We start from the raw sequence: 22457 nt of genomic DNA, 5'->3' as shown, positions 1-22457 counted from the left end.
CCTCAGTCTCTCGCCACCAGCAGGCGCTCACCGCCTCCTGCCACGGCGACCGCCCCGTCCTCGTCCGTACGCAGCACCTCCGCACCCCCGGCCCGCAGCGCCGCCACCGTGCTCGGCGCCGGGTGCCCGTACGGGTTGTCGGCGCCGCAGGAGATCAGGGCGAGGCGCGGCGACACCCGGCGTATGAGGTCCGGGTCCTGGTAGGCCGACCCGTGGTGGGCGACCTTGAGCACGTCCACACTGCCCAGGCCGGCGCCCGCCGGTGATCTCAGCAGTGCCTGTTGTGCCGGTGGTTCGAGGTCTCCGAGCATCAACAGCGTCAGCCCCGCCGACCGTACGAGCAGGGTGACGCTCGCGTCGTTCGGCCCCTCGGGTCCCGGGGCGGCCCGCTCCGGTGGCGGCCACAGGACCTGCCAGTCGAGCCCACCCGTGCGACGCCGTTCCCCCGCCACCGCCCGCGTCACCGGGATCCGCCGGGCCGCCGCCTGCCGGTGGACGGACTCCGCCTGGTCCGGCGGCTCTTCGAAGCCCGTCGTCTCGATCGCGCCCACCGATCGCCCGCGCAGCACGCCCGGCAACCCGGCGACGTGGTCCGCGTGGAAGTGGGTCAGTACGACGAGCGGGATCCGTGTGATGCCGAGCGCGCGCAGGCACCGGTCGGCCAGCGTCGGGTCCGGTCCCGCGTCGACCACGACACCGCTGCCGTCGCCCGCCGCGAGCACCGTCGCGTCGCCCTGTCCCACATCACACATCGCGAACCGCCAGCCGGGCGGCGGCCACCCCGTGATCACTCTGGTGAGAGGAGGTGGCTGCACCATCACGAGCAGGAGCAGCACTCCACAGGCCGCGCTGAGCCAGGGGTGTCTCAGGAGCCTGCGGCCGACCAGCACCACAACGGCGATCACCAGGGCGAGCAGCAGCGCGCCCGTCCAACTGCCCGGCCAGTCCACGCCTCCGCCCGGCAACGCTGCCCCCGCGCGGGCGATGTCCGCGATCCACTCTGCGGGCCAACTCGCGCACCACGCCAACGCCTTGGCGACCGGCATCGCCCAGAGAGCCGTGGCCAGGGTCGCGAAGCCCAGCACCGTGGCCGGCGCGACCGCGAACTCGACCAGCAGATTGCACGGAACCGCGACCAGGCTCACCCGGGCCGAGAGAACGGCGACCACCGGCGCGCACACCGCCTGCGCGGCCCCCGCTGCCGCCAACGCCTCGGCCCACCGCGGTGGCACCCCACGTCTCCGCAGCGCGGAACTCCACCGCGGGGCCAGCGTGAGCAGGGCTCCGGTGGCGAGCACGGAGAGCAGGAAGCCGTAGCTGCGGGCGAGCCAGGGGTCGTACAGCACGAGCAGCAGAACCGCCGTGGCCAGCGCCGGGATCAGTGATCGGCGGCGGCCGGTCGCGATGGCCAGCAGTGCGATCGATCCGCAGGCCGCGGCTCGCAGCACACTCGGGTCCGGCCGGCACACGATGACGAAGCCGAGCGTGAGCGCCCCGCCGGCCAGGGCGGTCGCCCGCAGCGGGATGCCGAGCCTCGGTGCCAGCCCTCGGCGCTCCGCCTGCTGGGCACGACCTGGTGGCCCGATGAGCAGGGCGAGCAGGATCGTGAAGTTGGCGCCGCTCACCGCCAGGATGTGTGTGAGATCCGTCGCCTTGAACGCCTCGTCCAGCTCCGGCGTGATCCGTGAGGTGTCCCCCACCACCAGGCCCGGCAACAGCGCCCGTGCGTCCGGCTCCAGCTCGTCGGTCGCCGCCCTCAGCCCGCCTCGCAGTTCTCCGGCGAACCGCTGCGTGTCCGACGGCTGCCCGACGACTCGCGGCGGGCCACTGCCCCGTACGCGCAGCACCGCCGCGATCCGGTCACTGTCTCCGAGCGGGGGCACGACCCGCGCCGTCACACGCACCCTCGTGGAGGGCAGGAGGGAGAGCCAGGGCGAACCCTGTCGCTCACGGACCGCCCCCACACCCGCACCCGCACCCGCGTCCACGATCAGCAGCACCGGCGTTCGGGTTTCCGCCACCGTCCCGTCCGGCTTCTCGACCCGTCTGACCTCGGCGTTGAGCAGGATGGCGGTCGGAGCCGCGTGGTTGCCCTTGATCCGCGGGCGTGTCAGCCGTGGGTCCGAGGTGACCTCCGCCTCGGCGGTCACCTGGGCGTACTGTCGCGCCAGCTCCGGGACGGGTCCACGCCGCAGGTCCGCGCCGTGCAGACCGCCGGAGGCAGCCGCCGCCGCGACACAGAGCAACACGGCCGCGACAGAGACCTTCGGCCAGGAACGCCATCGGCCTCGCCGCATGCTGCCCCGCGGCCCACGCCCACCTCCTCGCTCCGGCTCCGGCTCCGGCTCCGGCTCCGGCTCCGGCTCCGGCTCCGGCTCCGGCTCCGGCTCCGGCTCCGGCTGATGATGCGGCTCCGGCCGATGATGCGGCCGCGGCTCACCGCTCGCGCGGCTTCGGCGGGTGGCCAACAACCCACCGGCCACGACCACGCAGACGATCACCACACCGATGACCCACCCCGGCGGCGCGTCCAGCGCCAACGCCGCCGTCGCCCACGCCGCCAGCGCCGGCGGCACCAACCGCAGATCCGTCGGCGCCTCTTGGCGAGGATGCGCGGCACCGAGCGGATTGCCGGACGTCGCGTGCACGCCCGGGCGGCGGTCGTCGGACCGCAGAGCGCCGTTGGGCACGCCGGGCGCCGGGGAGGCCTGCCGGGCGCCGGGCCCGGCCGGACCATGCCTCTCCGGGCCCCTCATGGCCGTACGAGATTCTGCAGATCGGCGAAACGGCGGTCACCGATTCCGTTCACCTCACGGAGTTCGTCGACCGAGCGGAAGCCGCCGTGCTGGGTGCGGTAGTCGATGATGTGCTGGGCCAGTACGGGGCCGACACCGGGCAAAGTGTCCAGCTGCTCCAGCGTGGCCGTGTTGAGGCCGATCGGAGCGGCGGCAGCCCCCGCGGCGGCTCCGCCGGAGCCCACGGCACCAGGACCGCCCGCCACACCGGGCCCGGCGACAGCCGGAGGTCCTCCGACCACCACCTGCTCACCGTCCACGAGCAGCCGCGCCCGGTTAAGTCCCTCGGTGTCCGTGCCGGGACGCACCCCGCCGGCCGCCCGGAGGGCATCGGCGACCCGGGAACCGGCAGGCAACCGCTGGATACCGGGCTCCCGCACCTTGCCACTGACGTCCACCACAACCACGGCACCGGCACCGGCAGCACCAGCCGTACCGGCCGCGCCTACCGGGTCCCGTGCGGCGGCGGACGACCCCGGCGCCGCCTCCTGCCCGCCCTTGCCCAGCCCCTCGTACGAACCCACCGCCCGTACCACTTCAGGTGCCCGCACCGGCTGGGTCCGCCCCGACCAGAAGTGCTGCGCGGCGAAGACAGCCGCGACCACGAGGACCACGGTGAGCGCGACCACGCTCCTCCGCTCCAGCCCGCACCTGGACTGCAGCCACAAGGGCATCCGCTCCCGGACGGCAAGCCCGGTCCGCTCCCGCCACACGGCCCCGGCCCCGGCTCGGGCCTCGGCACCCGCTCCAGCCCCAGTTTCAGCACCGCTCTCAACAGCAGTCTCAACACCGGTTTCAACATCGGTTTCAACACCGGCGACCACACCACCGCCGCCACGACTCCACCCCTCCCGCCCCGACACCACCGGCGGACCATGCCTCAACTCCCCGCGCACTCTCGTCCGTTCGGCGAAGAGTGTTTCCGCGCGCAGGCGCAGCGCCTCCGCGGAGGCTTCTCGGCGCCGGGACCTGCCGCGATGGCGGTGCCGACGGTGTCGCGTGCGACTGTCGGAGACCGGACCCCGGCCCGGCCCGCTGGTTACTGTCGCTGTCCGTGAAGATGATCGAAGTGCCATGCGACGAGAATCGGGCACAACCCCCGAACCGCGATGATCTTGCTCAATTCCCGGGGATTACCGCCCAGTTGTGGATAACTCCATCACCCACACGAGTCGGTCCGACCTCACGAGGAGATCGGCCCGACCTCACGGCGAGACCGGTCCAGCCTCACCGAGGAGAAACAACCGCCCCCAGCAACCCAGGCCCGGTGTGTGCCCCGATCACCGCCCCGACCTCGCTCACATGCAGATCGGACAGTCCCGGCACCCGAGCCCGCAACCGCTCCGCGAGCGCCGCAGCCCGCTCGGGCGCGGCGAGATGGTGGACCGCGATGTCGACCTGTGCGCTCCCCGCCCGTTCGGCCACGATCTCCTCCAGGCGGGCGATCGCCTTGCCGGCGGTCCGTACCTTCTCCAGGAGTTCGATGCGCCCGCCGTCCAGTTGCAGCAGGGGTTTCACGGCCAACGCCGACCCGAGCAGCGCCTGCGCCGCCCCGATCCGGCCGCCCCGCCGCAGATAGTCGAGGGTGTCCACGTAGAAGTACGCGTACGTACCCGCGGCCCGTTTCTCCGCCGCGGTGACCGCCTCGTCGACCGTGCCGCCCGCCTCGGCGGACTCGGCGGCGGCCAGCGCGCAGAAGCCGAGGGCCATGGCGACCATCCCGGTGTCCACCACCCGCACGGGCACCGGCGCCTCGCGCGCGGCGAGGACGGCGGCGTCGTACGTGCCCGAGAACTCCGAGGACAGATGCAGCGAGACGATGCCGGTCGCGCCGGACTCGGCGACCCTGCGATAGGTCTCGGCGAACACCTCGGGGCTGGGCCGGGAGGTGGTGACGGGCCGTCGTTTCTGCAGCGCCTGGGCCAGTGAACGGGCCGAGATCTCGGTGCCCTCTTCGAGTGCCTGGTCGCCGAGGACCACGGTCAGGGGCACCGCGGTGATGCCGTGGCGCTCCATCGTCCGTGGCGGCAGGTAGGCCGTTGAATCGGTGACGATCGCGACATGGCGGGACATGAGCTGGAGGTTACCTGTCAGTGGGCGTGGGCGGCAGTCCGCCCCCTCCCACCTGCGGTCGGGCAGACGGGATCAAGTCGTGCTCTCGGGGCGGGGCTTCTTCTCCCAAGGGTAGGCCTGTCGCTGCACGGGCGGGTCGATCGCGGCACGGGTGGGCTCCTCGGCCCTGCGCGATTCGGGGTTCTCCGGCCAGGTCTGCTGATCGGCGGGCACGGGCGGCGCCTCGGGCCACGGAGCCGGGGGCGGCGTCTGTGCCGCAGCCGGCTCCGGCGTCCGCGCAGAAGACGGACCAGGCATCCCTACGGACGGACCCGGCATGCCTGCGGACGGGCCCGGCGTCCCTGCAGAGGAACCGGGCGCCCCTGCGGACGGACCGGGCGAGCCCGCGGAAGACGGATCCGATGTCCCCGTGGAAGCCGGCTCCGTCGTCCAGTGCCGCAGCGCGCCCGCCTCCATGTCGATCTGGGTGCTCAGCGAGTCCAGGTCGTCGTTCCCGAAGCGCTGGGCACGGTCGCGGGCCGCCCAGCGCAGGGCGTCCGCCGACTTCGTTATCTGCTCAGTGCGCTCCCGCAGCGAGGGAAGGCGCTCGGTGAGGCGGGCCCTGTCCGGCTCGCGCTCCAGTCGCTTCAGGTCGCCGTCCAGCTCGTGGCCATGAGCGCTGAGCCGCTCGAAGAGTGCCAGGGACTCCTTCAGCGACTCGTCCTCGGTCACGCCCGCGTGCAGCGCGTCCTGGGTGGCACGCATCGACGTACGCAAGGAGAGGCGCAGTTGGGCGATCTCGCCCTGGGGTCCCGGCTGGGCGAAGGTCTTCGCCCTGAGCGTGGAGTCCTCCACCGTGCGGCGGGCCTGTGCGACGGTGCGGTCCACTCCGCGCTTGGCCGCGCCGACCACCTTCACCGTGGCATACGCGCCCAGTGCCACGAACAGCAAGAAGATCAGCGCCACGATTACGCCCACGGCTTCCATGACGATCCTCTCGCGTGCGGTCCAGTGCCGGCGGTGCCGGCCGGCTCTTCCACGGTAAACGGAAAAGGCAGGCCGAGGGTTCCAGCGGAACCCCCAACCTGCCCGTAGGGGACTACCCCGACCAGGGGAACTGCCCCACCCCTCTCGGGCCCTCCGTCCACCCGGAACCACCCGGGCACTACGCGGGCACTACGCGGGAACCGCGCGGAAGCTACGCGGGAACGATGTTCACCAGCTTCGGCGCCCGCACGATCACCTTGCGGATCCCCGCCCCGTCCAGCGCCGCGACCACCTTCTCGTCGCTCAGCGCCACCTTCTCCAGCTCCTCGTCCGAGATCGACGGGGAGACCTCCAGGCGCGCCTTGACCTTGCCCTTGATCTGCACGACGCAGGTCACGGTCTCGTCCACGACGTACGCCGGGTCGGCCACCGGGAAGTCCCGGTGCACGACGGAGTCCGTGTGGCCCAGCTTGCGCCACAGCTCCTCGGCGATGTGCGGGGCCAGCGGCGCGACCAGCAGCACCAGCGACTCGGCGACCGTGCGCGAGACCGGACCGCCCACCTTGGTCAGGTGGTTGTTCAGCTCGGTGACCTTGGCGATGGCGGTGTTGAAGCGCATGCCCTCCAGGTCCTGGCGTACGCCGTCGATGGCCTTGTGCAGGGCGCGCAGCGTCTGCTCGTCCGGCTCGGTGTCGACGACGGTGACCGCACCGGTCGCCTCGTCGACGACGTTGCGCCACAGCCGCTGCAGCAGCCGGAACTGGCCCACCACCGCGCGCGTGTCCCACGGCCGCGACACGTCCAGGGGGCCCATCGCCATCTCGTACAGACGCAGCGTGTCCGCCCCGTACTCGGCGCAGATCTCGTCCGGAGTGACCGCGTTCTTCAGGGACTTGCCCATCTTGCCCAGCAGCCGGGAGACCTTCTCGCCCTCGTAGAAGTAGGCGCCGTCGCGCTCCTCCACCTCGGCGGCCGGTACGGCGATGCCACGGCTGTCGCGGTACACGTAGGCCTGGATCATGCCCTGGTTGAACAGCTTGTGGAACGGCTCGACCGAGGAGACGTGCCCCAGGTCGAACAGCACCTTGGACCAGAAGCGCGCGTACAGCAGGTGCAGCACGGCGTGCTCGGCACCGCCGACGTACAGGTCGACGCCGCCGTGCGGCCGGCCCTCGCGCGGCCCCATCCAGTACTGCTCGATCTCCGGGTCGACCAGCTTCTCGGAGTTGTGCGGGTCCAGGTAGCGCAGCTCGTACCAGCAGGAACCGGCCCAGTTGGGCATGGTGTTGGTCTCGCGGCGGTACTTGCGCGGACCGCGGCCGTCGCCCAGGTCCAGCGTGACGTCGACCCAGGCCTCGTTGCGGGACAGCGGGGTCTCCGGGGACGTGTTCGCGTCGTCCGGGTCGAAGGTGCGCGGCGAGTAGTCCTCGACCTCGGGCAGTTCCAGGGGAAGCATCGACTCGGGCAGCGGGTGGGCGATGCCGTCCTCGTCGTAGACGATCGGGAAGGGCTCGCCCCAGTAGCGCTGGCGGCTGAACAGCCAGTCGCGCAGCCGGAAGTTGACGGTGCCGTGGCCGATGCCCTTGCGCTCCATCCACTCGGTGATGCGCGCCTTTGCGTCGGCAACGGCCATGCCGTCCAGCGAGAGGTCGTCGTTGGCGGAGTTGATGATCTTCGCGTCGTATGCCCCGAAGGCGTTCTCCCACGTGGACGTGTCGGTGCCGCGCCCGTCGGTCGGCTCGACGATGCAGTGGATCGGCAGCTCGAAGGCGCGCGCGAACTCGAAGTCGCGCTGGTCACCCGCCGGTACGGCCATGATCGCGCCGGTGCCGTAGCCCATCAGGACGTAGTCGGCGATGAAGACGGGGATCTGCTCGCCGTTGACCGGGTTGGTCGCGTACGCGCCGATGAAGACGCCGGTCTTGTCCTTGGCCTCGGCCTGCCGCTCCACGTCGGACTTGGAGGCGGCCTGCGCGCGGTAGGCGGCGACGGCCTCGGCGGGGGTGGCGTGCCCGCCCGTCCAGACGTCGTGGGTGCCCTCGGGCCAGGTGGCCGGGGTGAACTTCTCGACCAGCGGGTGTTCGGGCGCCAGGACCATGTAGCTGGCGCCGAACAGGGTGTCCGGGCGGGTGGTGAAGACCGTGATGGCCTCGCCGTCCACGGGGAAGTCGACGCGGGCGCCCTCGGAGCGGCCGATCCAGTTGCGCTGCTGCAGCTTGATGGCCTCGGGCCAGTCCAGTGCGTCCAGGTCGTCCAGCAGGCGGTCGGCGTAGGCGGTGATGCGCATGTTCCACTGGCGCAGTTTGGCCTTGAAGACGGGGAAGTTGCCGCGCTCGGAGCGGCCGTCGGCGGTGACCTCCTCGTTGGCCAGGACGGTGCCCAGGCCGGGACACCAGTTGACGGGCGCGTCGGAGGCGTAGGCCAGGCGGTACTCGCTCAGGATGTCGGCGCGCTCGACGTCGGTCAGCTCGCTCCAGGAACGTCCGCCGGGTACGGCGCGCTCACCGATCTGGAACTGTGCGACCAGGTCGGCGATCGGACGGGCCTTGTCCGCCTCGTCGTCGTACCAGGAGTTGAAGATCTGCAGGAAGATCCACTGGGTCCACTTGTAGTAGTCCGGGTCGATCGTCGCGAACGACCGGCGCCTGTCGTGCCCCAGGCCCAGCCGGCGCAGCTGGATCTTCATGTTCTCGATGTTGGCCTCGGTGGACACGCGCGGGTGCGTGCCGGTCTGCACGGCGTACTGCTCGGCGGGCAGGCCGAAGGCGTCGAAGCCCAGGGTGTGCAGGACGTTGTGGCCGGTCATGCGCTGATACCGGGCGAATACATCGGTGGCGATGTAGCCCAGGGGGTGACCGACGTGCAGGCCCGCACCGGAGGGGTACGGGAACATGTCCATGATGAACTTCTTGGGCTTGGCGACCAGCGAAGGCTCCCCGGCCAGGTCACCCTTCGGGTTGGGCGCCTCGTACGTGCCGTCGGCGTCCCAGAAGTCCTGCCAGCGTGCCTCGATCTGCTCGGCCATGGCGGCCGTGTAGCGGTGCGGCGCGGCCACCTCGGAGGCGGCAGCGTTGTTCGTCTCGCTCATGATCCTCAAAGCTCCATCGATCGTCTCTGCCAGCGGCTCAGGAAATGAAAAAACCCCTCGCACAGGAGGGGGCGCCGCGCCGATGCCGGTCGCGGTTTTCCGGCGACCGGGATTGATCAGCGCGGCTCGCTAAGCAGAAGGCGTACGGCACGCATGGCGTCAGGGTACCGCAGCGGCCGAGCGGACCGCGACGCGCTTTCGGCTACGCTGCGGCACTGCGTGTCACGTCCGCGCCAGGTCGGCAGAAGCTGAACGAAAGTCAAAAGTTACTTCGCGTAAGGGCCTCTAAGGGACATCACAACTCCCTCACTGCCCTTTGATAACAGCGCAATAACTCAAACCTCGTACCCCTCGGTATGGCTCGACCTAGAGTGCGGCAGCGGGACCGCTTTCCCGAACTGTTCGGAGTTGCCCCCATGAACTCTCGCCGCAACAACAGCACGCTCACCCAGCCGAGCCGATCGGTCCGGGGCGGAGTGACGGCTGCCGCTTTGCTGCTGATACCCCTCGTCGTCGTGCTCGGAGGTGACGGATTCCGCGACTTCCTCAACTTCGGCGCGGGCGTTCTGTCGCTCGTGTCCCTCACCCTCTCGGTGCTCTGGGGGCTCGTCGCGACCGACCGGGTCTTCCTCAACACGCGCCAGAGGCTGATAGCCCAGGCCGTGCACAGGAGCACGGCGGTGGCCTCGGTCGGCTTCCTGCTGCTGCACATCTCGGTCAAGCTCGTGCTCGACCACACCTCGGCGATCGCGGTCGTGATCCCCTTCGGCCTCGGTGTCACCGGCACCAACGGGCTCATCGGTTTCGGCACCCTGGCCGGTCTCCTGATGGTCGTCACGGCCCTCACCGGCGCGCTGCGCAGCGCCTTCTCGTCCCCCGTGCAGGTCGCCGGTCGCTGGCGCGCGGTGCACATGCTGGCCTACCCCGCCTGGTGCTCGGCCCTGATCCACGGCCTCTTCGCCGGGCGCGAGGCGCAGCCGATCTTCGTGATCCTGTACAGCCTGGCCCTGGTCGCCGTCATGGGCGCCCTGCTCCTGCGGTCGGCCCCCCTGTCGTTCAAGCGGAAGGTCGCCAGGCGCGTCCTGTCCCTGCTCGACAGCGACAACCGGAGCTACCGCGAAGAGCCCGGGGCACGCCGTGCCGCGGACGCCTCGCCGTCCGCCGGAGGCGGCCGGCCCGGCTTCCCGGACATGGCGGTTCCCTCGCAGCGGACGTCGTCCCCGTCCGGGTCGTACGCGTCCCCGCAGCGCTCCGCCCTCCAGGACTCGGCGTCCTTCACGGACACCGGATCCCTCACGGACACCGGCGGCTTCGCGGCCGCCTACCGGGCCGTCAACACCCCCCGCGCACAGGACCCGCTGACGCCCGACCCCACCCAGCGCATGCAGGTCCCGATGGACATGCAGGCCACGGAGGCGATGCCGCGCGTCGACGGCAACACCGGGCCCCGCTGGCCGGCCCCGTCCCCGCCGCTCTACGAGGCCCCGCCGCGCCCCGCCGGGACACCGACGTACGACACCGGGACCATCCCCACATACGACGCGAACGGCATGTACGACACCGGCGCCGTCCCCACGTACGGCACAAGTGATGTGTACGACACCGGTGAGACGAACGACCCCCTCGGTACGTACAACCCGAACGACACGTACAACAGCGGTCCCGCCACTGAGACGCTGCCCGGTTCCTTCGAGGCACCAAGCAACGGCGAACCCTGGAACGCGCCTTCCGGAGGCTATTAGTGAACGAGGCCCTTCCCGACGTCCCCGAAGTCCGAGTGGTGGGCCTTCCCCAGCTCACCTCCGGTTTCGATCTCGTCGAGAGACTCGACCTGCCCATGCACCTGAAGGTGCACGGGCCGCTCGAGCCGATGGGCGGTGAGCAGCTCGCGCAGCTCTCCGAGCGCATCAACCTGAAGGGCCGCGGCGGCGCGGGCTTCCCGTTCCACAAGAAACTGCGGTCGGTCGCCGAGGCCGCGATCCGCCGCGGTGTACGTCCCGTGGTCGTCGTCAACGGAAGCGAGGACGAACCCGCCTGCCGCAAGGACACGGTGATGATCAACCGTGCCCCGCACCTGATCCTGGACGGCGCCCTGCTGGTCGCCGAGGCTCTGGGCGCACGCACCCTGGTCGTCGGTGTGACCCGTGAGTCCACGCAGCGGTCGATGGAGGCCGCGCTCTCCGAGCGCGGGCTGACCAACCGCCGCGGAGCGACCATCCGCGCGCGCGTGCAGCGCAATCCGGTGCGCATGGTGACCGGAGCGGCGGCCTCGCTCGTCCGCTCCATCGACGGCGGTCCCGCGATCCCGCCGGGCCGCAAGACCAGCGCCTCGCAGAACGGTGTCGGCGGCGCGCCCACCCTGCTGTCGAACGCCGAGACGTTCGCCCAGCTGGCGATCGCCGCGCGCATCGGCGCCGAGCGCTACGGCAACACCGGTCTGTACGACGAGCCCGGCACGGTCATGCTCACCGTCTCGGGAGCGGTCGCCCGCCCGATGGTGATCGAGGCCCCCACGGGCGTACCGCTGCGGTACATCCTGCAGCTGGCCGGCGCCCCGCCGGTCCCGCAGGGCGTGCTGACCGGCGGATACCACGGCAAGTGGCTGGACTCCGCGACGGTCAACGAGGCGATCGTCTCGCGCAACTCCCTGGACGCGGTGGGCGGTGCGCTCGGCGCGGGCGCGATCCTGCCGATCAGCACGGCGACCTGCCCGCTGGGCGAGTCGCTGCGGGTGGCGCAGTGGCTGGCGGAGGAGAGCGCGGGACAGTGCGGTCCCTGCTACCTCGGGCTGCCCGCCGCGGCGCGCGGCATGGAGGACATCCTCAACGGCGGCGGCCCTGCCGCCCTGGAAGCCCTCAAGCAGGTCGCCAACGCCGTGAAGCGGCGCGGCGCGTGCTCACACCCGGACGGCTCTGCGATGTTCCTGGAGTCGACCATCAAGGCGTTCACGGACGACCTGGCCGCGCATGTCCTCGGCAACGGCTGCGGACGGCCCGTGGAGGGCGTTCTGCCGCTCTTCGAGGGCGGCCAGCAGCCCACCGGCATCCCGGGCGGCCAGGCGGAGCCTGAGCAGGGTCCCAGCCGCCAGAAGATCTACGTCGACTGGACGCTGTGCCGCGGGCACGGTCTGTGCGCGGACATCCTCCCGGAGGTCTTCCAGTTGGGCGCCGACGGGTTCCCGACCGTCGCGCAGGCGGGGGTGCCCCGGTACGCGGAGGCGAAGGCGCTGCGCGCCGTACGCCGCTGCCCGGCGCTCGCGCTGCGCCTGGAGGAGGACACCCGCGGAGCGGCTCCCCGCCAGAACCTCCCCGCCGTACGCGAGGGCGGTGGCGGCGGCCGCCGAGCCCTGGGCCGCGGCCGCTGACACACCGGCGGCCCGGGAGACCGGGCCGCCGAACCGCGCACAAGGGGCAGCGCAAGAGACAGGCACAGGAGACAACAAGAACGAGCCAACGCAAAAGGCGGGCCATCCTCATCGGATGACCCGCCTTCATCTGCTGTGGAGCTAAGGAGATTTGAACTCCTGACCCCCTGCATGCCATGCAGGTGCTCTACCAACTGAGCTATAGCCCCTTGCGGTGTTCCACCGGACTTCCCCGGCGGCGACGCCAACATTACCGGTCCCTCCGTGCACCGCCAAATCGTTTCCGGTACACGCGGACAGGCCGAACGGTCACGGCGGACAGCGCCGGCTTCCGGCCCTCGCCGCGCGGGTGCCCGCCTCGCTGCTGCACGCCCCGGAGCGGGCCTCTGCGGTCGTCTCAGCGACGCTCACCGTCGCAGTGGGGCCCGGCCGGTCCGTGGCCGCGGGACCGCGTGGAGAGCGCGCCAGCGGCGTCGGGTTGACGTTGTCGGCACTCTACGGAGAGGCCGCTTTCGCATTGCCGGCCATGACCGGGGTCACCATGTGGCGAAACCCCAGTCGGCGTCAGGCTGTGGCGAACGAATAGAACCGCTTGAGCGTGCAGTGCTCGTCGAGAAGGCGGCCGTAGATCGGCTCGCCCTCCAGCTCGCGGTACGTCTCGATCGGGTCGCCTTTTATGATCAGAGCCCGAGCGCACTCCTCGCACCAGTACTGGTAGTCGTGGTTGACCGGCTCCATGTCGCGCACGATGGGCGTACCACTGCCGCACCAATCGCACTTGCGCCTGTGTGCACCCATCGATCAGCTCCAGCTGTGGCCGCAGGCCGTGCACACGTAGGAAATTCCGCCGCAGTCGCCGACAAGCAGGGCGACATGGGCCGAAACGCGGGAAGGGCGGTCGAGGCGGGTGATCCGGTCCCGTATCACCTCGGATCCGGGAAGGTCGTCGACCTCCCCGAGGATGCTCGCAGGCATCGCCACTCCCTCCCGTCGGGCCGCCCCTTCCGGCCGTTTGATTCTGCCACGGCCGGGCCAATACGGTCAGCGACGCCTTCGTACCAGTCCGGACACGGCACCCGTCGCGGCGGTCGCGGCCAGCGCGAACATGCAGACGAGAAGCGCGTCCGAAGAGGTATACGCCCCCGAGGCCCCAAGTGACTCAAGCCGATTCAAGAAGAGTGTGCCGAACACCGCGACACCGATCAGCTGACCGAGCTGGGTGACCGTGGCGAGCAGGCCGCTGGCGTCCGCCGCGTCCTCGGGGCGCACGGTGGCGAGCGCCCGCGTGAGGGTGGGACTGAAGCCGAGCGCGAGCCCTGTGCCGACGCCGGCGAAGGCCACGTACAGCCAGAAGCCGGCCCCGTGGCCGTCCCGCAGTGCCAGGCCCACGCCCGCGACGGAGACCGCGGCGAGGGCGAACCCGGCCGGGATCAGGGCGCGTTGCCAGGATGCGGGCCACCCGCGCCAGGTCAGCCCGACCAGCCCGAAGACCACCGCGGTCGGCGCGAAGGTGAGTCCCGCGCGCAGCGCGCTGAAGCCGAGGCCGCCCTGGATGTGCAGGGTGAGCACGAACAGGAAGCCTCCGTTGACCGCCATCACGGCCATGATCCGGAAGACCGCGAGCCCCATGCCGGGGTGGCGCAGCACCCTGGGCGCGATCAGCGGGGTGCCGCCGCGCCGGGCGAGCCGGGACTCGTAGGCGCAGAACAGGGCGAAGGCGACCGCGGCGGCCGTGAGCGACAGCCAGGACCACAGGGGCCAGTCCTCCTCCTGCCCGAGCACCAGCGGAACCGTGAGCAGCGACACTGCCGCGCCCAGGAGCACCAGGCCCGGCAGGTCGAGCCGGTGCGCGCGCTCCGGGGCGCGTGCGTCGTCGCGCGGCAGGACCCGCGCGCCGAGCGCCAGCAGTACGAGGCCCACGGGCACGTTCACCAGGAACACCGGGCGCCAGCCCGTGCCGAACAGGTCCGCGCTGACCAGGACCCCGCCGAGCACCTGCCCGGCCGCGGCGCCGGTCGCGAGGACCGCCGCGTACAGGCCGAGGGCCCTGCCCCTGGCCTCACCGGTGAAGTTCCGCTGGATGAGGCTGAGAACCTGCGGGATCATCACGGCCGACCCGGCTCCCTGGATCAGCCGGAAGGCGATCAACTCGCCGGTGCCCTGGGCGAGTCCGCAGGCGAGCGAGGCCGCCGTGAACAGCGCGAGGCCGGCCAGGTAGACGCGGCGGTGGCCGAGCAGGTCGCCCAGGCGGGCGCCGGTGATCAGCAGGACGGAGTAGGTGATGGCGTATCCGGCGACCACCAGCTGCAGTTCGGCGCCCGAGGCGTGGAGTTCGGCGCCGATGGTGGGGACCGCGACATTGACGATGAAGACGTCGAGGAGCGCCATGAACTGGGCGGCGAGGACGATCGCGAGCAGTCGGCCGGGGCGATTGTCAGTGCCGGGAGTTTTACTTGGGGCAGGCCTTGGTCCGGGGCCGGATCCGGGTGCGGAGTCCGGGCCCGCGGGGGTTGTCGTCGTCATGGCATCGAGCGTGGGGGCGGGCGGGTACGGGTGCAGAGAGCCCGCCGATGCTGGTACTGACAGCACCTGGCAGGGGCGGGGTCCGGGGTCGACGATGGGGGATGTGACGACGATGGCCACGACACAGCGGCGGCGGCCGGAGCTGGCCGCCTTCCTGCGGAGCAGGCGGGCGCGGGTGACACCGGCCGATGTGGGGATGCCACCGGGTCTGCGCCGCCGCACGCCCGGGCTGCGGCGCGAGGAGGTGGCGCAGCTGTCGGGGGTCGGCGTCACCTGGTACACGTGGCTGGAGCAGGGCCGGCCGATCAACGCGTCACCACAGGTGCTGGACGCCGTGGCGCGCACGCTGCGGCTCGACCAGCCGGAGCGCGAGCATCTGTACGACCTGGCGGAGGTGCCGTACACCCACGGCTTCGGGTCGACGACGCCGGCCGTGGGTCCGGCGGTCCAGGAGATCGTCGACGCCCTCGACCCGAGCCCGGCGGTCGTCTACAACGCGCGGTACGACATCCTCGCGACCAACCCGGCCTACCGGGACGTGTTCTTCGTGCCGGAGACGCGCCCGGCCGGCGGTGGCGTCCGCAACGCGCTGTGGACGCTGTTCACGGCCTCGGAGGAGGACTGTCCGCTGGTGTTCCGGGAGAGCGAGCTGCCGGTGATGGTGGCGACGCTGCGGGCGGCGTACGGGAGACATGTCGGCGAGCCCGTGTGGGAGGACTTCATACGCAGGCTGTCGGAGGTCAGCGGGCACTTCGCCCGGCTGTGGCGGAACGGGGACGTGACGCCGCCGGGACCGCGCGTGAAGACGTTCCGGCACGTGGCGGTGGGCGAGTTGCGGATGACGTCGGTGTCGTTGTCGGTCGACGGGATGCCGGAGTGCCGGGTCGTCGTCTACCGGCCGGCCGACGAGGAGACGAGTGCGCGGGCCGCGCGGCTGAGGGAACTCCGGCGGCAGCGGAGGGCACGAAAAATCCCGCCCCCTGATGGGAACGGGATCATCGATCTGCGGTGCTGATCTGTGGAGCTAAGGAGAATTGAACTCCTGACCTCCTGCATGCCATGCAGGCGCTCTACCAACTGAGCTATAGCCCCTTGCGGGTGTCCGACCCGGCTTCCCGGCTGCGGAACAAGAAGAACTTTAGCCTGCGACCAGCCGGAAAGTGAAATCCGGTCCCGCGGGGCTTGGGGGGCCGGACGGAACGCCCGGCGACGTGCCCCAGGGGTGCCCCGCGACGGCCAGCGCCGGATGCCACGAGCACCTCGAAGGAGCGGCCCGGCCGGAAGCCCGAAAGGCTGCCGGCGGAGCGCCTAGTCGTCGTCTCCCAGTACGGGCTCCGGCAGTGTCCCCGCGTTGTGCTCCAGCAGTCGCCAGCCGCGGGCGCCCTCGCCGAGGACGGACCAGCAGCAGTTGGAGAGGCCGCCGAGGCTCTCCCAGTGCTGCGACTCCAGACCGAGGAGGCGGCCGATGGTGGTGCGGATCGTGCCGCCGTGGCTGACGACCACGAGCGTGCCGTCGTCCGGGAGCTTGTCGGCGTGCCGGAGGACCACGGGGGCCGCGCGGTCGGCGACCTCGGTCTCCAGTTCGCCGCCGCCCCGGCGCACCGGCTCGCCGCGCTTCCACGCCGTGTACTGGTCGCCGTACCGCGCGATGATCTCCTCGTGCGTCAGGCCCTGCCAGACGCCCGCGTAGGTCTCGCGCAGGCCCTCGTCGTGGGTGATGTCGAGGTCGGTGAGCACGGACAGCTCGGCGGCCGTGTTCGCGGCCCGCTTCAGGTCCGAGGCGACGATCGCGTCGGGCTTCAGGGACGCGAGCAGCCGGGCGGCACGGCGGGCCTGGCCCACGCCGGTCTCGGTGAGCTCGACGTCCGTCGTGCCCTGGAAGCGGCGCTCCACGTTCCACAACGTCTGGCCGTGGCGCCACAGGATGACGCGGCGCCCCCGGCCCGCCTTCTTCCCGGCCTCGGACAGCGGCCTGCCGTCCGGCACCGGATGCCCCGCACCGGCGGTCACCGAAGCTCTCCGCGCAGTTCGGCGGCGTCCTCCGCGTCCTGGAGCTCGGCGTGCTCGGCGCCCTTGCCGCGCGTGGCCTTCGCGTCCGCGGGCAGGTCGAGCTCGGGGCAGTCCTTCCAGAGCCGCTCCAGCGCGTAGAACACCCGCTCCTCGCTGTGCTGGACGTGCACCACGATGTCGACGTAGTCGAGCAGGATCCAGCGGGCGTCGCGGTCGCCCTCGCGGCGCACCGGCTTCGTGCCGAGCTCCTTGTTCAGCCGCTCCTCGATCTCGTCGACGATCGACTTGACCTGGCGGTCGTTGGGCGCGGAGGCCAGCAGGAAGGCGTCCGTGATCGACAGCACGTCGCTGACGTCGTACGCGATGATGTCGTGCGCGAGCTTGTCTGCGGCCGCCTGCGCGGCGGTGGTGATGAGCTCGATAGAGCGGTCAGTGGCGGTCACTACAAGGCTTTCCGTAGACGGTCAGGAGTCCCCCGAGGGGTTGGGGCCTGTGCGGCGGATCATGCCGGAGACGCGGGGTCTGGCACGCGCATCCGCGCTTGCCGGACGCCATCGCACTCCTCCGGCCTGCTCCGCCGGGCAGGCCCTACCCCAAGGGTCTCACGGACCGCCGACCGCACCCCACGTGATTGACCGATCATGCCGCGGGCCCGGGGGCCTCCGGAAAGCCTCCCGGAGGCCCCCGGGCCCGCCCCCGGACACGAACAGTGCCCGCACGGGGCCCGTACGGAGAGCTGTGCGGGGGCCTGTACGCAGTGCCCGGACCCAGTGTCCGTACCCGGTGTCCGTACCGGATGTCCGGATGTCCGCCGCCGGGTGCCCGACCCGCCGCGCGGCCCGGGCACCCCGAAGGCGCCGCCCGTCACGCGCCCGTCATCCGCCCGACGAACCCGCCGAGCCACCCACCTCGTAGTCCTGGCCCAGTACGACCGACACGTCCGCGTTCGACGTGGTCCTGCCCTTCTTCACCGAACTCGTCGGCAGGCCCAGCGTCTTGGCGACCTCCACCGCGTCCTCCTTCTTCGCGGCGTCGGCGTATGTGATCTGGGACACGGCCTGGGCGGCATCGGTCTCGCCGCCGTCGACGAAGGTGTAGCCGCCGTTCAGGAGGACGACCCGGGCCTGTTCGGTCGCGTCCTTGTCGCCCGTCGAGTTGCGGATGCCGACCTGGACGGCCGCGCCCTTCTCGGGGCTCTTCGCGGCGCCGCCGAGGACGTCCTTGACCACGCTGTCGCTCGCCTGAGCGCTGAGCCTGCCGTCCGTCTGGACCGGCAGCAGCGCCGTCTTGTAGTCGCCGCCCTTGGCGCGGTCGGCGAGCTTTGCCAGGAAGGCGCCCAGGTCCTTGTCGCTCAGCGAGGGGTCGAGGATCTGCGCGAGCGTCTGCACGGTGGTCGTCGCGGCCTGCGGGTCCGAGGACAGCTTGCGCAGCACTCCCTGCATGACCTGGCCGAACCGCTCCAGCTGAGCGTTCTGCGACTCCCCCGAGGCGCGGTACGTGGCGTACGCGACGGCCATCTTGCCGCTCAGCGTCTGCTCGTCGCCCTTCTTGACGAGGGGCGCCTCGCCCTTCTTCTTCGCGTCTGGGTCCGGCACGTCCGTGTTGGTGTCGATGTCGATGTTGCCGACGAGTTCGACGAGGTTGTTGAGGTACGGGGTGTCGAGACGCCAGGTGCCCTCGACGTCGGTCCCGAGCACGGTGTCGATCTCGTCGCGCGTCCCGGAGGACCCGTCGTCGTCGACCGACTTGGCGAGCGTGGTCGTGGTGCCGTTGTCGTCGGTCAGGGCAAGGGAGTTGGGCAGCAGGACGGTGGTGCCCTGCTTGGTGGTGGTGTTGTTGACGAGCAGCGCCGTCGCCGTGCCGCCGCCCTTGGTGTTGTGCAGGTGGACGATGATCACGTCGCGGTTCTGGGCGCCGCCGGCGGTGGTCGTGCCGGACGCCGACTCGGAGGACGTTCCCGGCAGCCTGCCGTCGTACCAGAGGTAGCCGACCCCGCCGACCGCGACCAGCGCGAGCGTCACGACCAGGGCGACGACACGGCCGCGCGCCCGGCGCTTGGCCTCCTCGCGCCGCTCGGTGCGGTTCTCCGTGAACTTCAGCCAGTCGATGACGTCTTCGGAGTTCTCCGGCTGCTCCTCCACGAAGGCGAACTGCTCGGTCCGGTACTCGCGTTCACCCTGCGGCCCGTCGCCCTGCCGCCCGCCCTCCGGGGACTCCAGGGACTCCGGCGGCTCCGGGGACTGAGCGGGGCGCGCCTGCTTCGGGATGTAGGCAGTCTGCTCCGCGACATGGGCCTGCTGCTGACCGGTGTCATAGGGCGCCACAGGTTGCTGCTGACCCGTGTCATACGACACCACGGGCGACGCCTGCTGCCCCTGCTGGCCCGTCGCGTACGGGTCGTACCCGTACCCCTGCCCGTATCCCTGATCCTGGTGACCCTGGTGACCCACGTGGTCCTGGTGGCCTTGCTGCCCCTGGTACGCCTGGTGTCCTTGCCCGTATCCCTGCGCCTGCCCCCCGTAGGGGTCGTACGAGCCGTACTCCTGCTGGGCCTGCTGGGCCTGCTGGGCCTGAGGTGTGTGCGGAGTCTGGGAAGGTGACGGCACCTGCCGGTACACAGGCTGCCCGAACTCGTCGTAGCCGACGAGCTCGTACTGGTCGCCCCCGTACCCAGCGTCGTATCGGTCGTTCACCGGTGCCCCTCTCGGCTCACTCGCCGCGGTACAGCTCTCGCTTGTCGATGTAGCGCACCACACCGTCCGGCACCAGGTACCAGACCGGGTCGCCCTTCGCGACCCTCACACGGCAGTCTGTGGACGAGATGGCGAGCGCGGGGACCTCGACGAGCGAGACACCGCCCTCCGGCAGACCGGTGTCGGTGAGTATGTGGCCGGGCCGGGTGACCCCGATGAAGTGCGCGAGGGAGAACAGTTCTTCGGCGTCGCGCCAGGTGAGGATCTGACCGAGCGCGTCGGCGCCGGTGATGAAGAAGAGATCCGTGTCGGGGTTGAGCACCCGAAGGTCGCGCAGGGTGTCCGTGGTGTAGGTCGGGCCGCCGCGGTCGATGTCGATGCGGCTCACGGAGAACTGCGGGTTCTCGGCGGTCGCGATGACCGTCATCAGGTAGCGGTCCTCGGCCGGGGAGACCTTGCGGTCGGTCTTCTGCCACGGCTGTCCGGTCGGCACGAACACCACCTCGTCGAGGTGGAACTGCGCGGCGACCTCACTGGCCGCCACGAGGTGCCCGTGGTGGATCGGGTCAAACGTTCCGCCCATGACGCCGAGGCGGCGCTTTCCCGGGTTCGACGGGCCGTTTCCCGGGCCGCGCCGCGCGCTCCGCGCCGTGCCGCCCGCCGGACCGGTAGGCATGTCCTGCTCTCCCATGCGTGCAGACCCTACCGGCCCCGACGACGGGTCCGGTCGCGCGGGCGTCAGCGGTCCCGGTTGAAGCGGGTGGTGATCCACAGCAGCAGCATCAGGATGAAGAAGGCCCCGCCGCCGGTCAGGTAGGGGCTGAGGCTCTCGTGGTTGCCGCCGTGCTCCTCGCCCTCGGCGGCAAGTGTGACCAACTGGGCAGCGGTGCTGTGGAAGCTCATCTTCGGCAGGACCTATCCGGTGGGCGGGATAAAGACTTCCACACATCGTAAGCGGGGGCTGTCGCCGGTATCACTCCGACTCCGCCGTCAGGACTGCCCGGCCTCCGGCACCCCGAACCATCGGTCTCAGCGGTGTGGGCACTCGGCGTCCGCCGGGCGATCCTTCCGGCCGTCTCAACCGTCCGGAACCTTCCGCGGGTCTAAGGGGTCGGGAACCTTCCGCCCGGCCTCACTCGTCCCGTTTGTAGCCGCGCAGAAGGAACCAGGCAGTCAGCACACAGCCGACGACCATCACGATCAGCACGACACGGAGGAGATTCCCCGCCCCTTGCTGCTGGGCGGCGCTCGCGGCCTCGGTGAGCCAGGGCTCGGGGAGATGCTCCATGACGTACGACTCCTTCGCTGTACTGCCCGTCCACGGTATATCCGCCTAGGCTGGACCCCGCCTTGGGGGCACAGAAGGCAATCAAACGCATGGGGGACCACATGCCAGAAGAAAGCCACGAGAACGTACCGAGCAGGCAGCGCCGGCGCTTCGAGGGGATCTCCTCCCGGGCGTACGAACACCCGGCGGACCGCTCGGCCCTGGTCGCCCTGCGCAAGCTCAGCGGCTTCGACACCGTTTTCAAGGCGCTCAGCGGCCTGCTCCCGGAGCGCAGTCTGAGGCTGCTGTTCCTGTCGGACTCCGTGCGCGTCTCGGACGCCCAGTTCACGCACCTGAACGTCATGCTGCGCGACGCCTGTTACATCCTGGACCTGGAGAAGGTCCCGCCGATGTACGTCAACCAGGACCCGCAGCCCAACGCGATGTGCATCGGCCTGGACGAGCCGATCATCGTCGTCACCACCGGCCTCGTGGAGCTGCTCGACGAGGAGGAGATGCGGGCGGTCATCGGCCACGAGGTGGGCCACGCCCTGTCCGGCCACTCCGTCTACCGCACGATCCTGCTCTTCCTGACCAGCCTCGCCCTGCGCGTGGCGTGGATCCCGCTGGGCAACCTCGCGATCATGGCGATCGTGACCGCCCTGCGCGAGTGGTTCCGCAAGTCCGAGCTGTCCGCGGACCGCGCCGGTCTCCTGGTCGGCCAGGACCTGAAGGCCTCGATGCGCGGCCTGATGAAGATCGCGGGCGGCAACCACCTGCACGAGATGAACGTGGACGCGTTCCTCGCCCAGGCCGAGGAGTACGAGGCCGGAGGCGACCTCCGTGACTCGGTGCTCAAGATCCTCAACGTCATGCCCCGCTCCCACCCCTTCACCACGGTCCGGGCGGCCGAGCTGAAGAAGTGGGCCGAGTCCCGCGACTACCAGCGGATCATGGACGGCCACTACCCGCGCCGGGACGAGGACGGGGACACCTCGGTCACGGACTCCTTCCGCCAGTCGGCCGCCAGCTACGCGACGGACGTCAAGAACTCGAAGGACCCGCTGATGAAGCTGGTCAGCGACATCGCGGGCGGCGCGGGCGACCTCGGCGGCCGGGTCCGGCGCGGCTTCGGCGGCTTCGCGACCGGCGGCGGAGGCTCAAGCAGCAGCTCCCCGCAGGACCAGCCGCCCACCGACGGCCCGGATGACGAGAGCCCGAACGGGAGCAACGGCAGGGCCTGAGCGCGGGGCGCCCTGAGCCCGGGCTCTCCACGGCCCCGGAAGACCGGGACCGGACCGGCCCGAGCCCGGGCGCGCCGCAATCCTGGCCGCCGGAAGACCCGGAGCCGGAAGCCGGGTCCGGAGCCAGAATGCGGGGCCGGAACCACAACTGACTGGAGCCAGAAGGCGGGTCCGGAGCCACAGCTCAGGGCCCGAAGCACGGCTCGGGGGCACGGCGGCCCGAGGAGCCAGTCGGGTCCGGCGCCTCCGCCAGGCTGGAGCCAGAAAGCGGGGCCGGAGCCATACAGCTCAGGACCCGAACCACGGCTCAGGGCACGGCGGCCCGAGGAGCCAGTCGGGGCACGGCAGCCCGGGGCGCCGGAGCCTGTCGGGACGCGGCAGCCCGGGGCGCCGGAGCCATCGGGACGCGGCGGCCCACAGAGCCAGTCCGGACA

Annotated in this window: 18 protein-coding genes and 2 tRNA genes; 4 read left to right on the top strand and 16 right to left on the bottom strand. The window is 71.1% G+C overall.

Going from position 1 to position 22457, the window contains the following annotated elements; translation table 11 throughout:
* Positions 1–2: 2 nt before the first annotated feature.
* The 5 genes from ACZ5VQ_RS44810 to leuS all read right to left on the bottom strand — a co-directional run bounded on the left by ACZ5VQ_RS44810 (position 3) and on the right by leuS (position 8922).
* Positions 3–2648: a ComEC/Rec2 family competence protein gene (locus tag ACZ5VQ_RS44810; RefSeq protein ID WP_469110047.1), complete on the bottom strand. Its 2646-nt coding sequence runs from the start codon at positions 2646–2648 to the stop codon at positions 3–5.
* A 104-nt stretch (positions 2649–2752) separates the two neighbouring features.
* Positions 2753–3871, bottom strand: coding sequence for a ComEA family DNA-binding protein (locus tag ACZ5VQ_RS44805; protein WP_469110027.1), 1119 nt, complete (start codon positions 3869–3871; stop codon positions 2753–2755).
* Positions 3872–4022: 151 nt separating this feature from the next.
* Positions 4023–4868 carry a DegV family protein gene (locus ACZ5VQ_RS44800; protein WP_469110026.1) on the bottom strand — a complete coding sequence of 282 codons (846 nt, stop codon included), beginning with the start codon at positions 4866–4868 and terminating at the stop codon, positions 4023–4025.
* A gap of 72 nt (positions 4869–4940) precedes the next feature.
* The gene (locus ACZ5VQ_RS44795) at positions 4941–5834 is read right to left on the bottom strand and encodes a hypothetical protein (protein ID WP_469110025.1); all 894 of its coding nucleotides are present in this window, start codon (positions 5832–5834) and stop codon (positions 4941–4943) included.
* A gap of 211 nt (positions 5835–6045) precedes the next feature.
* Entirely contained in the window at positions 6046–8922 is a 2877-nt protein-coding gene (gene leuS, locus ACZ5VQ_RS44790) for a leucine--tRNA ligase (RefSeq protein ID WP_469110024.1), read from the bottom strand.
* A gap of 416 nt (positions 8923–9338) precedes the next feature.
* On the opposite strand from leuS, the gene ACZ5VQ_RS44785 reads away from it, so the two are divergent.
* Both ACZ5VQ_RS44785 and ACZ5VQ_RS44780 read left to right on the top strand, forming a co-directional pair.
* Complete coding sequence (locus tag ACZ5VQ_RS44785; RefSeq protein ID WP_469110023.1) at positions 9339–10664, top strand: cytochrome b/b6 domain-containing protein; 1326 nt, start codon at positions 9339–9341, stop codon at positions 10662–10664.
* The gene (locus tag ACZ5VQ_RS44780; RefSeq protein WP_189837885.1) at positions 10664–12286 is read left to right on the top strand and encodes an NADH-quinone oxidoreductase subunit NuoF family protein; all 1623 of its coding nucleotides are present in this window, start codon (positions 10664–10666) and stop codon (positions 12284–12286) included. The genes ACZ5VQ_RS44785 and ACZ5VQ_RS44780 overlap by 1 nt, the downstream gene beginning before the upstream one ends.
* Positions 12287–12422: 136 nt before the next feature.
* Here the strand turns inward: ACZ5VQ_RS44780 and ACZ5VQ_RS44775 are convergent.
* From ACZ5VQ_RS44775 to ACZ5VQ_RS44760, 4 genes are all read right to left on the bottom strand, one after another.
* Positions 12423–12495 (bottom strand) — tRNA-Ala (locus ACZ5VQ_RS44775).
* Between the two features lie 355 nt (positions 12496–12850).
* On the bottom strand, positions 12851–13084 hold the full coding sequence (locus tag ACZ5VQ_RS44770; RefSeq protein WP_010986886.1) for a hypothetical protein: 234 nt from the start codon (positions 13082–13084) through the stop codon (positions 12851–12853).
* A 3-nt stretch (positions 13085–13087) separates the two neighbouring features.
* Complete coding sequence (locus ACZ5VQ_RS44765; RefSeq protein ID WP_469110022.1) at positions 13088–13261, bottom strand: hypothetical protein; 174 nt, start codon at positions 13259–13261, stop codon at positions 13088–13090.
* Positions 13262–13327: 66 nt separating this feature from the next.
* Positions 13328–14809 carry an MFS transporter gene (locus ACZ5VQ_RS44760; RefSeq protein WP_469110021.1) on the bottom strand — a complete coding sequence of 494 codons (1482 nt, stop codon included), beginning with the start codon at positions 14807–14809 and terminating at the stop codon, positions 13328–13330.
* A 94-nt stretch (positions 14810–14903) separates the two neighbouring features.
* Between ACZ5VQ_RS44760 and ACZ5VQ_RS44755 the strand changes: the two genes are divergently transcribed.
* Positions 14904–15824, top strand: a complete 921-nt coding sequence (locus ACZ5VQ_RS44755; protein ID WP_469110020.1) for a helix-turn-helix transcriptional regulator — start codon at positions 14904–14906, stop codon at positions 15822–15824.
* A gap of 4 nt (positions 15825–15828) precedes the next feature.
* On the opposite strand, the gene ACZ5VQ_RS44750 is transcribed toward ACZ5VQ_RS44755, so the two are convergent.
* From ACZ5VQ_RS44750 to ACZ5VQ_RS44720, 7 genes are all read right to left on the bottom strand, one after another.
* A tRNA-Ala gene (locus tag ACZ5VQ_RS44750) sits at positions 15829–15901 on the bottom strand.
* A gap of 216 nt (positions 15902–16117) precedes the next feature.
* Positions 16118–16777, bottom strand: a complete 660-nt coding sequence (locus ACZ5VQ_RS44745) for a histidine phosphatase family protein (protein ID WP_362083479.1) — start codon at positions 16775–16777, stop codon at positions 16118–16120.
* 38 nt (positions 16778–16815) lie between these two features.
* Complete coding sequence (rsfS, locus tag ACZ5VQ_RS44740) at positions 16816–17262, bottom strand: ribosome silencing factor (protein ID WP_143632088.1); 447 nt, start codon at positions 17260–17262, stop codon at positions 16816–16818.
* A 432-nt stretch (positions 17263–17694) separates the two neighbouring features.
* Positions 17695–19512: an LCP family protein gene (locus ACZ5VQ_RS44735; RefSeq protein ID WP_469110019.1), complete on the bottom strand. Its 1818-nt coding sequence runs from the start codon at positions 19510–19512 to the stop codon at positions 17695–17697.
* A gap of 16 nt (positions 19513–19528) precedes the next feature.
* Positions 19529–20203 (bottom strand): nicotinate-nucleotide adenylyltransferase, encoded by a 675-nt coding sequence (gene nadD, locus ACZ5VQ_RS44730; RefSeq protein WP_200398202.1) that lies wholly within the window; start codon positions 20201–20203, stop codon positions 19529–19531.
* 47 nt (positions 20204–20250) lie between these two features.
* Positions 20251–20415: a hypothetical protein gene (locus ACZ5VQ_RS44725; RefSeq protein ID WP_198655517.1), complete on the bottom strand. Its 165-nt coding sequence runs from the start codon at positions 20413–20415 to the stop codon at positions 20251–20253.
* Positions 20416–20644: 229 nt separating this feature from the next.
* Positions 20645–20800, bottom strand: coding sequence for a hypothetical protein (locus ACZ5VQ_RS44720; protein ID WP_186000991.1), 156 nt, complete (start codon positions 20798–20800; stop codon positions 20645–20647).
* A gap of 101 nt (positions 20801–20901) precedes the next feature.
* Here ACZ5VQ_RS44720 and ACZ5VQ_RS44715 point away from each other — a divergent pair, with 101 nt between their 5' ends.
* Positions 20902–22023, top strand: coding sequence for a M48 family metallopeptidase (locus tag ACZ5VQ_RS44715; RefSeq protein WP_362083394.1), 1122 nt, complete (start codon positions 20902–20904; stop codon positions 22021–22023).
* Positions 22024–22457: the final 434 nt, after the last annotated feature.

This window comes from Streptomyces sp. NPDC033178 (genome assembly GCF_055577685.1).
This window is presented reverse-complemented; position numbering and strand designations above follow the sequence as displayed.

Excerpts from the sequence above, each read along its gene's own strand:
- ACZ5VQ_RS44805 (WP_469110027.1), bottom strand. The coding sequence starts at position 3,871 with ATGGCACTTCGATCATCTTCACGGACAGCGACAGTAACCAGCGGGCCG.
- ACZ5VQ_RS44800 (WP_469110026.1), bottom strand. The coding sequence starts at position 4,868 with ATGTCCCGCCATGTCGCGATCGTCACCGATTCAACGGCCTACCTGCCG.
- ACZ5VQ_RS44795 (WP_469110025.1), bottom strand. The coding sequence starts at position 5,834 with ATGGAAGCCGTGGGCGTAATCGTGGCGCTGATCTTCTTGCTGTTCGTG.
- leuS (WP_469110024.1), bottom strand. The coding sequence starts at position 8,922 with ATGAGCGAGACGAACAACGCTGCCGCCTCCGAGGTGGCCGCGCCGCAC.
- ACZ5VQ_RS44785 (WP_469110023.1), top strand. The coding sequence starts at position 9,339 with ATGAACTCTCGCCGCAACAACAGCACGCTCACCCAGCCGAGCCGATCG.
- ACZ5VQ_RS44770 (WP_010986886.1), bottom strand. The coding sequence starts at position 13,084 with ATGGGTGCACACAGGCGCAAGTGCGATTGGTGCGGCAGTGGTACGCCC.
- ACZ5VQ_RS44765 (WP_469110022.1), bottom strand. The coding sequence starts at position 13,261 with ATGCCTGCGAGCATCCTCGGGGAGGTCGACGACCTTCCCGGATCCGAG.
- ACZ5VQ_RS44760 (WP_469110021.1), bottom strand. The coding sequence starts at position 14,809 with ATGACGACGACAACCCCCGCGGGCCCGGACTCCGCACCCGGATCCGGC.
- ACZ5VQ_RS44755 (WP_469110020.1), top strand. The coding sequence starts at position 14,904 with ATGGGGGATGTGACGACGATGGCCACGACACAGCGGCGGCGGCCGGAG.
- nadD (WP_200398202.1), bottom strand. The coding sequence starts at position 20,203 with ATGGGAGAGCAGGACATGCCTACCGGTCCGGCGGGCGGCACGGCGCGG.
- ACZ5VQ_RS44725 (WP_198655517.1), bottom strand. The coding sequence starts at position 20,415 with ATGAGCTTCCACAGCACCGCTGCCCAGTTGGTCACACTTGCCGCCGAG.
- ACZ5VQ_RS44720 (WP_186000991.1), bottom strand. The coding sequence starts at position 20,800 with ATGGAGCATCTCCCCGAGCCCTGGCTCACCGAGGCCGCGAGCGCCGCC.
- ACZ5VQ_RS44715 (WP_362083394.1), top strand. The coding sequence starts at position 20,902 with ATGCCAGAAGAAAGCCACGAGAACGTACCGAGCAGGCAGCGCCGGCGC.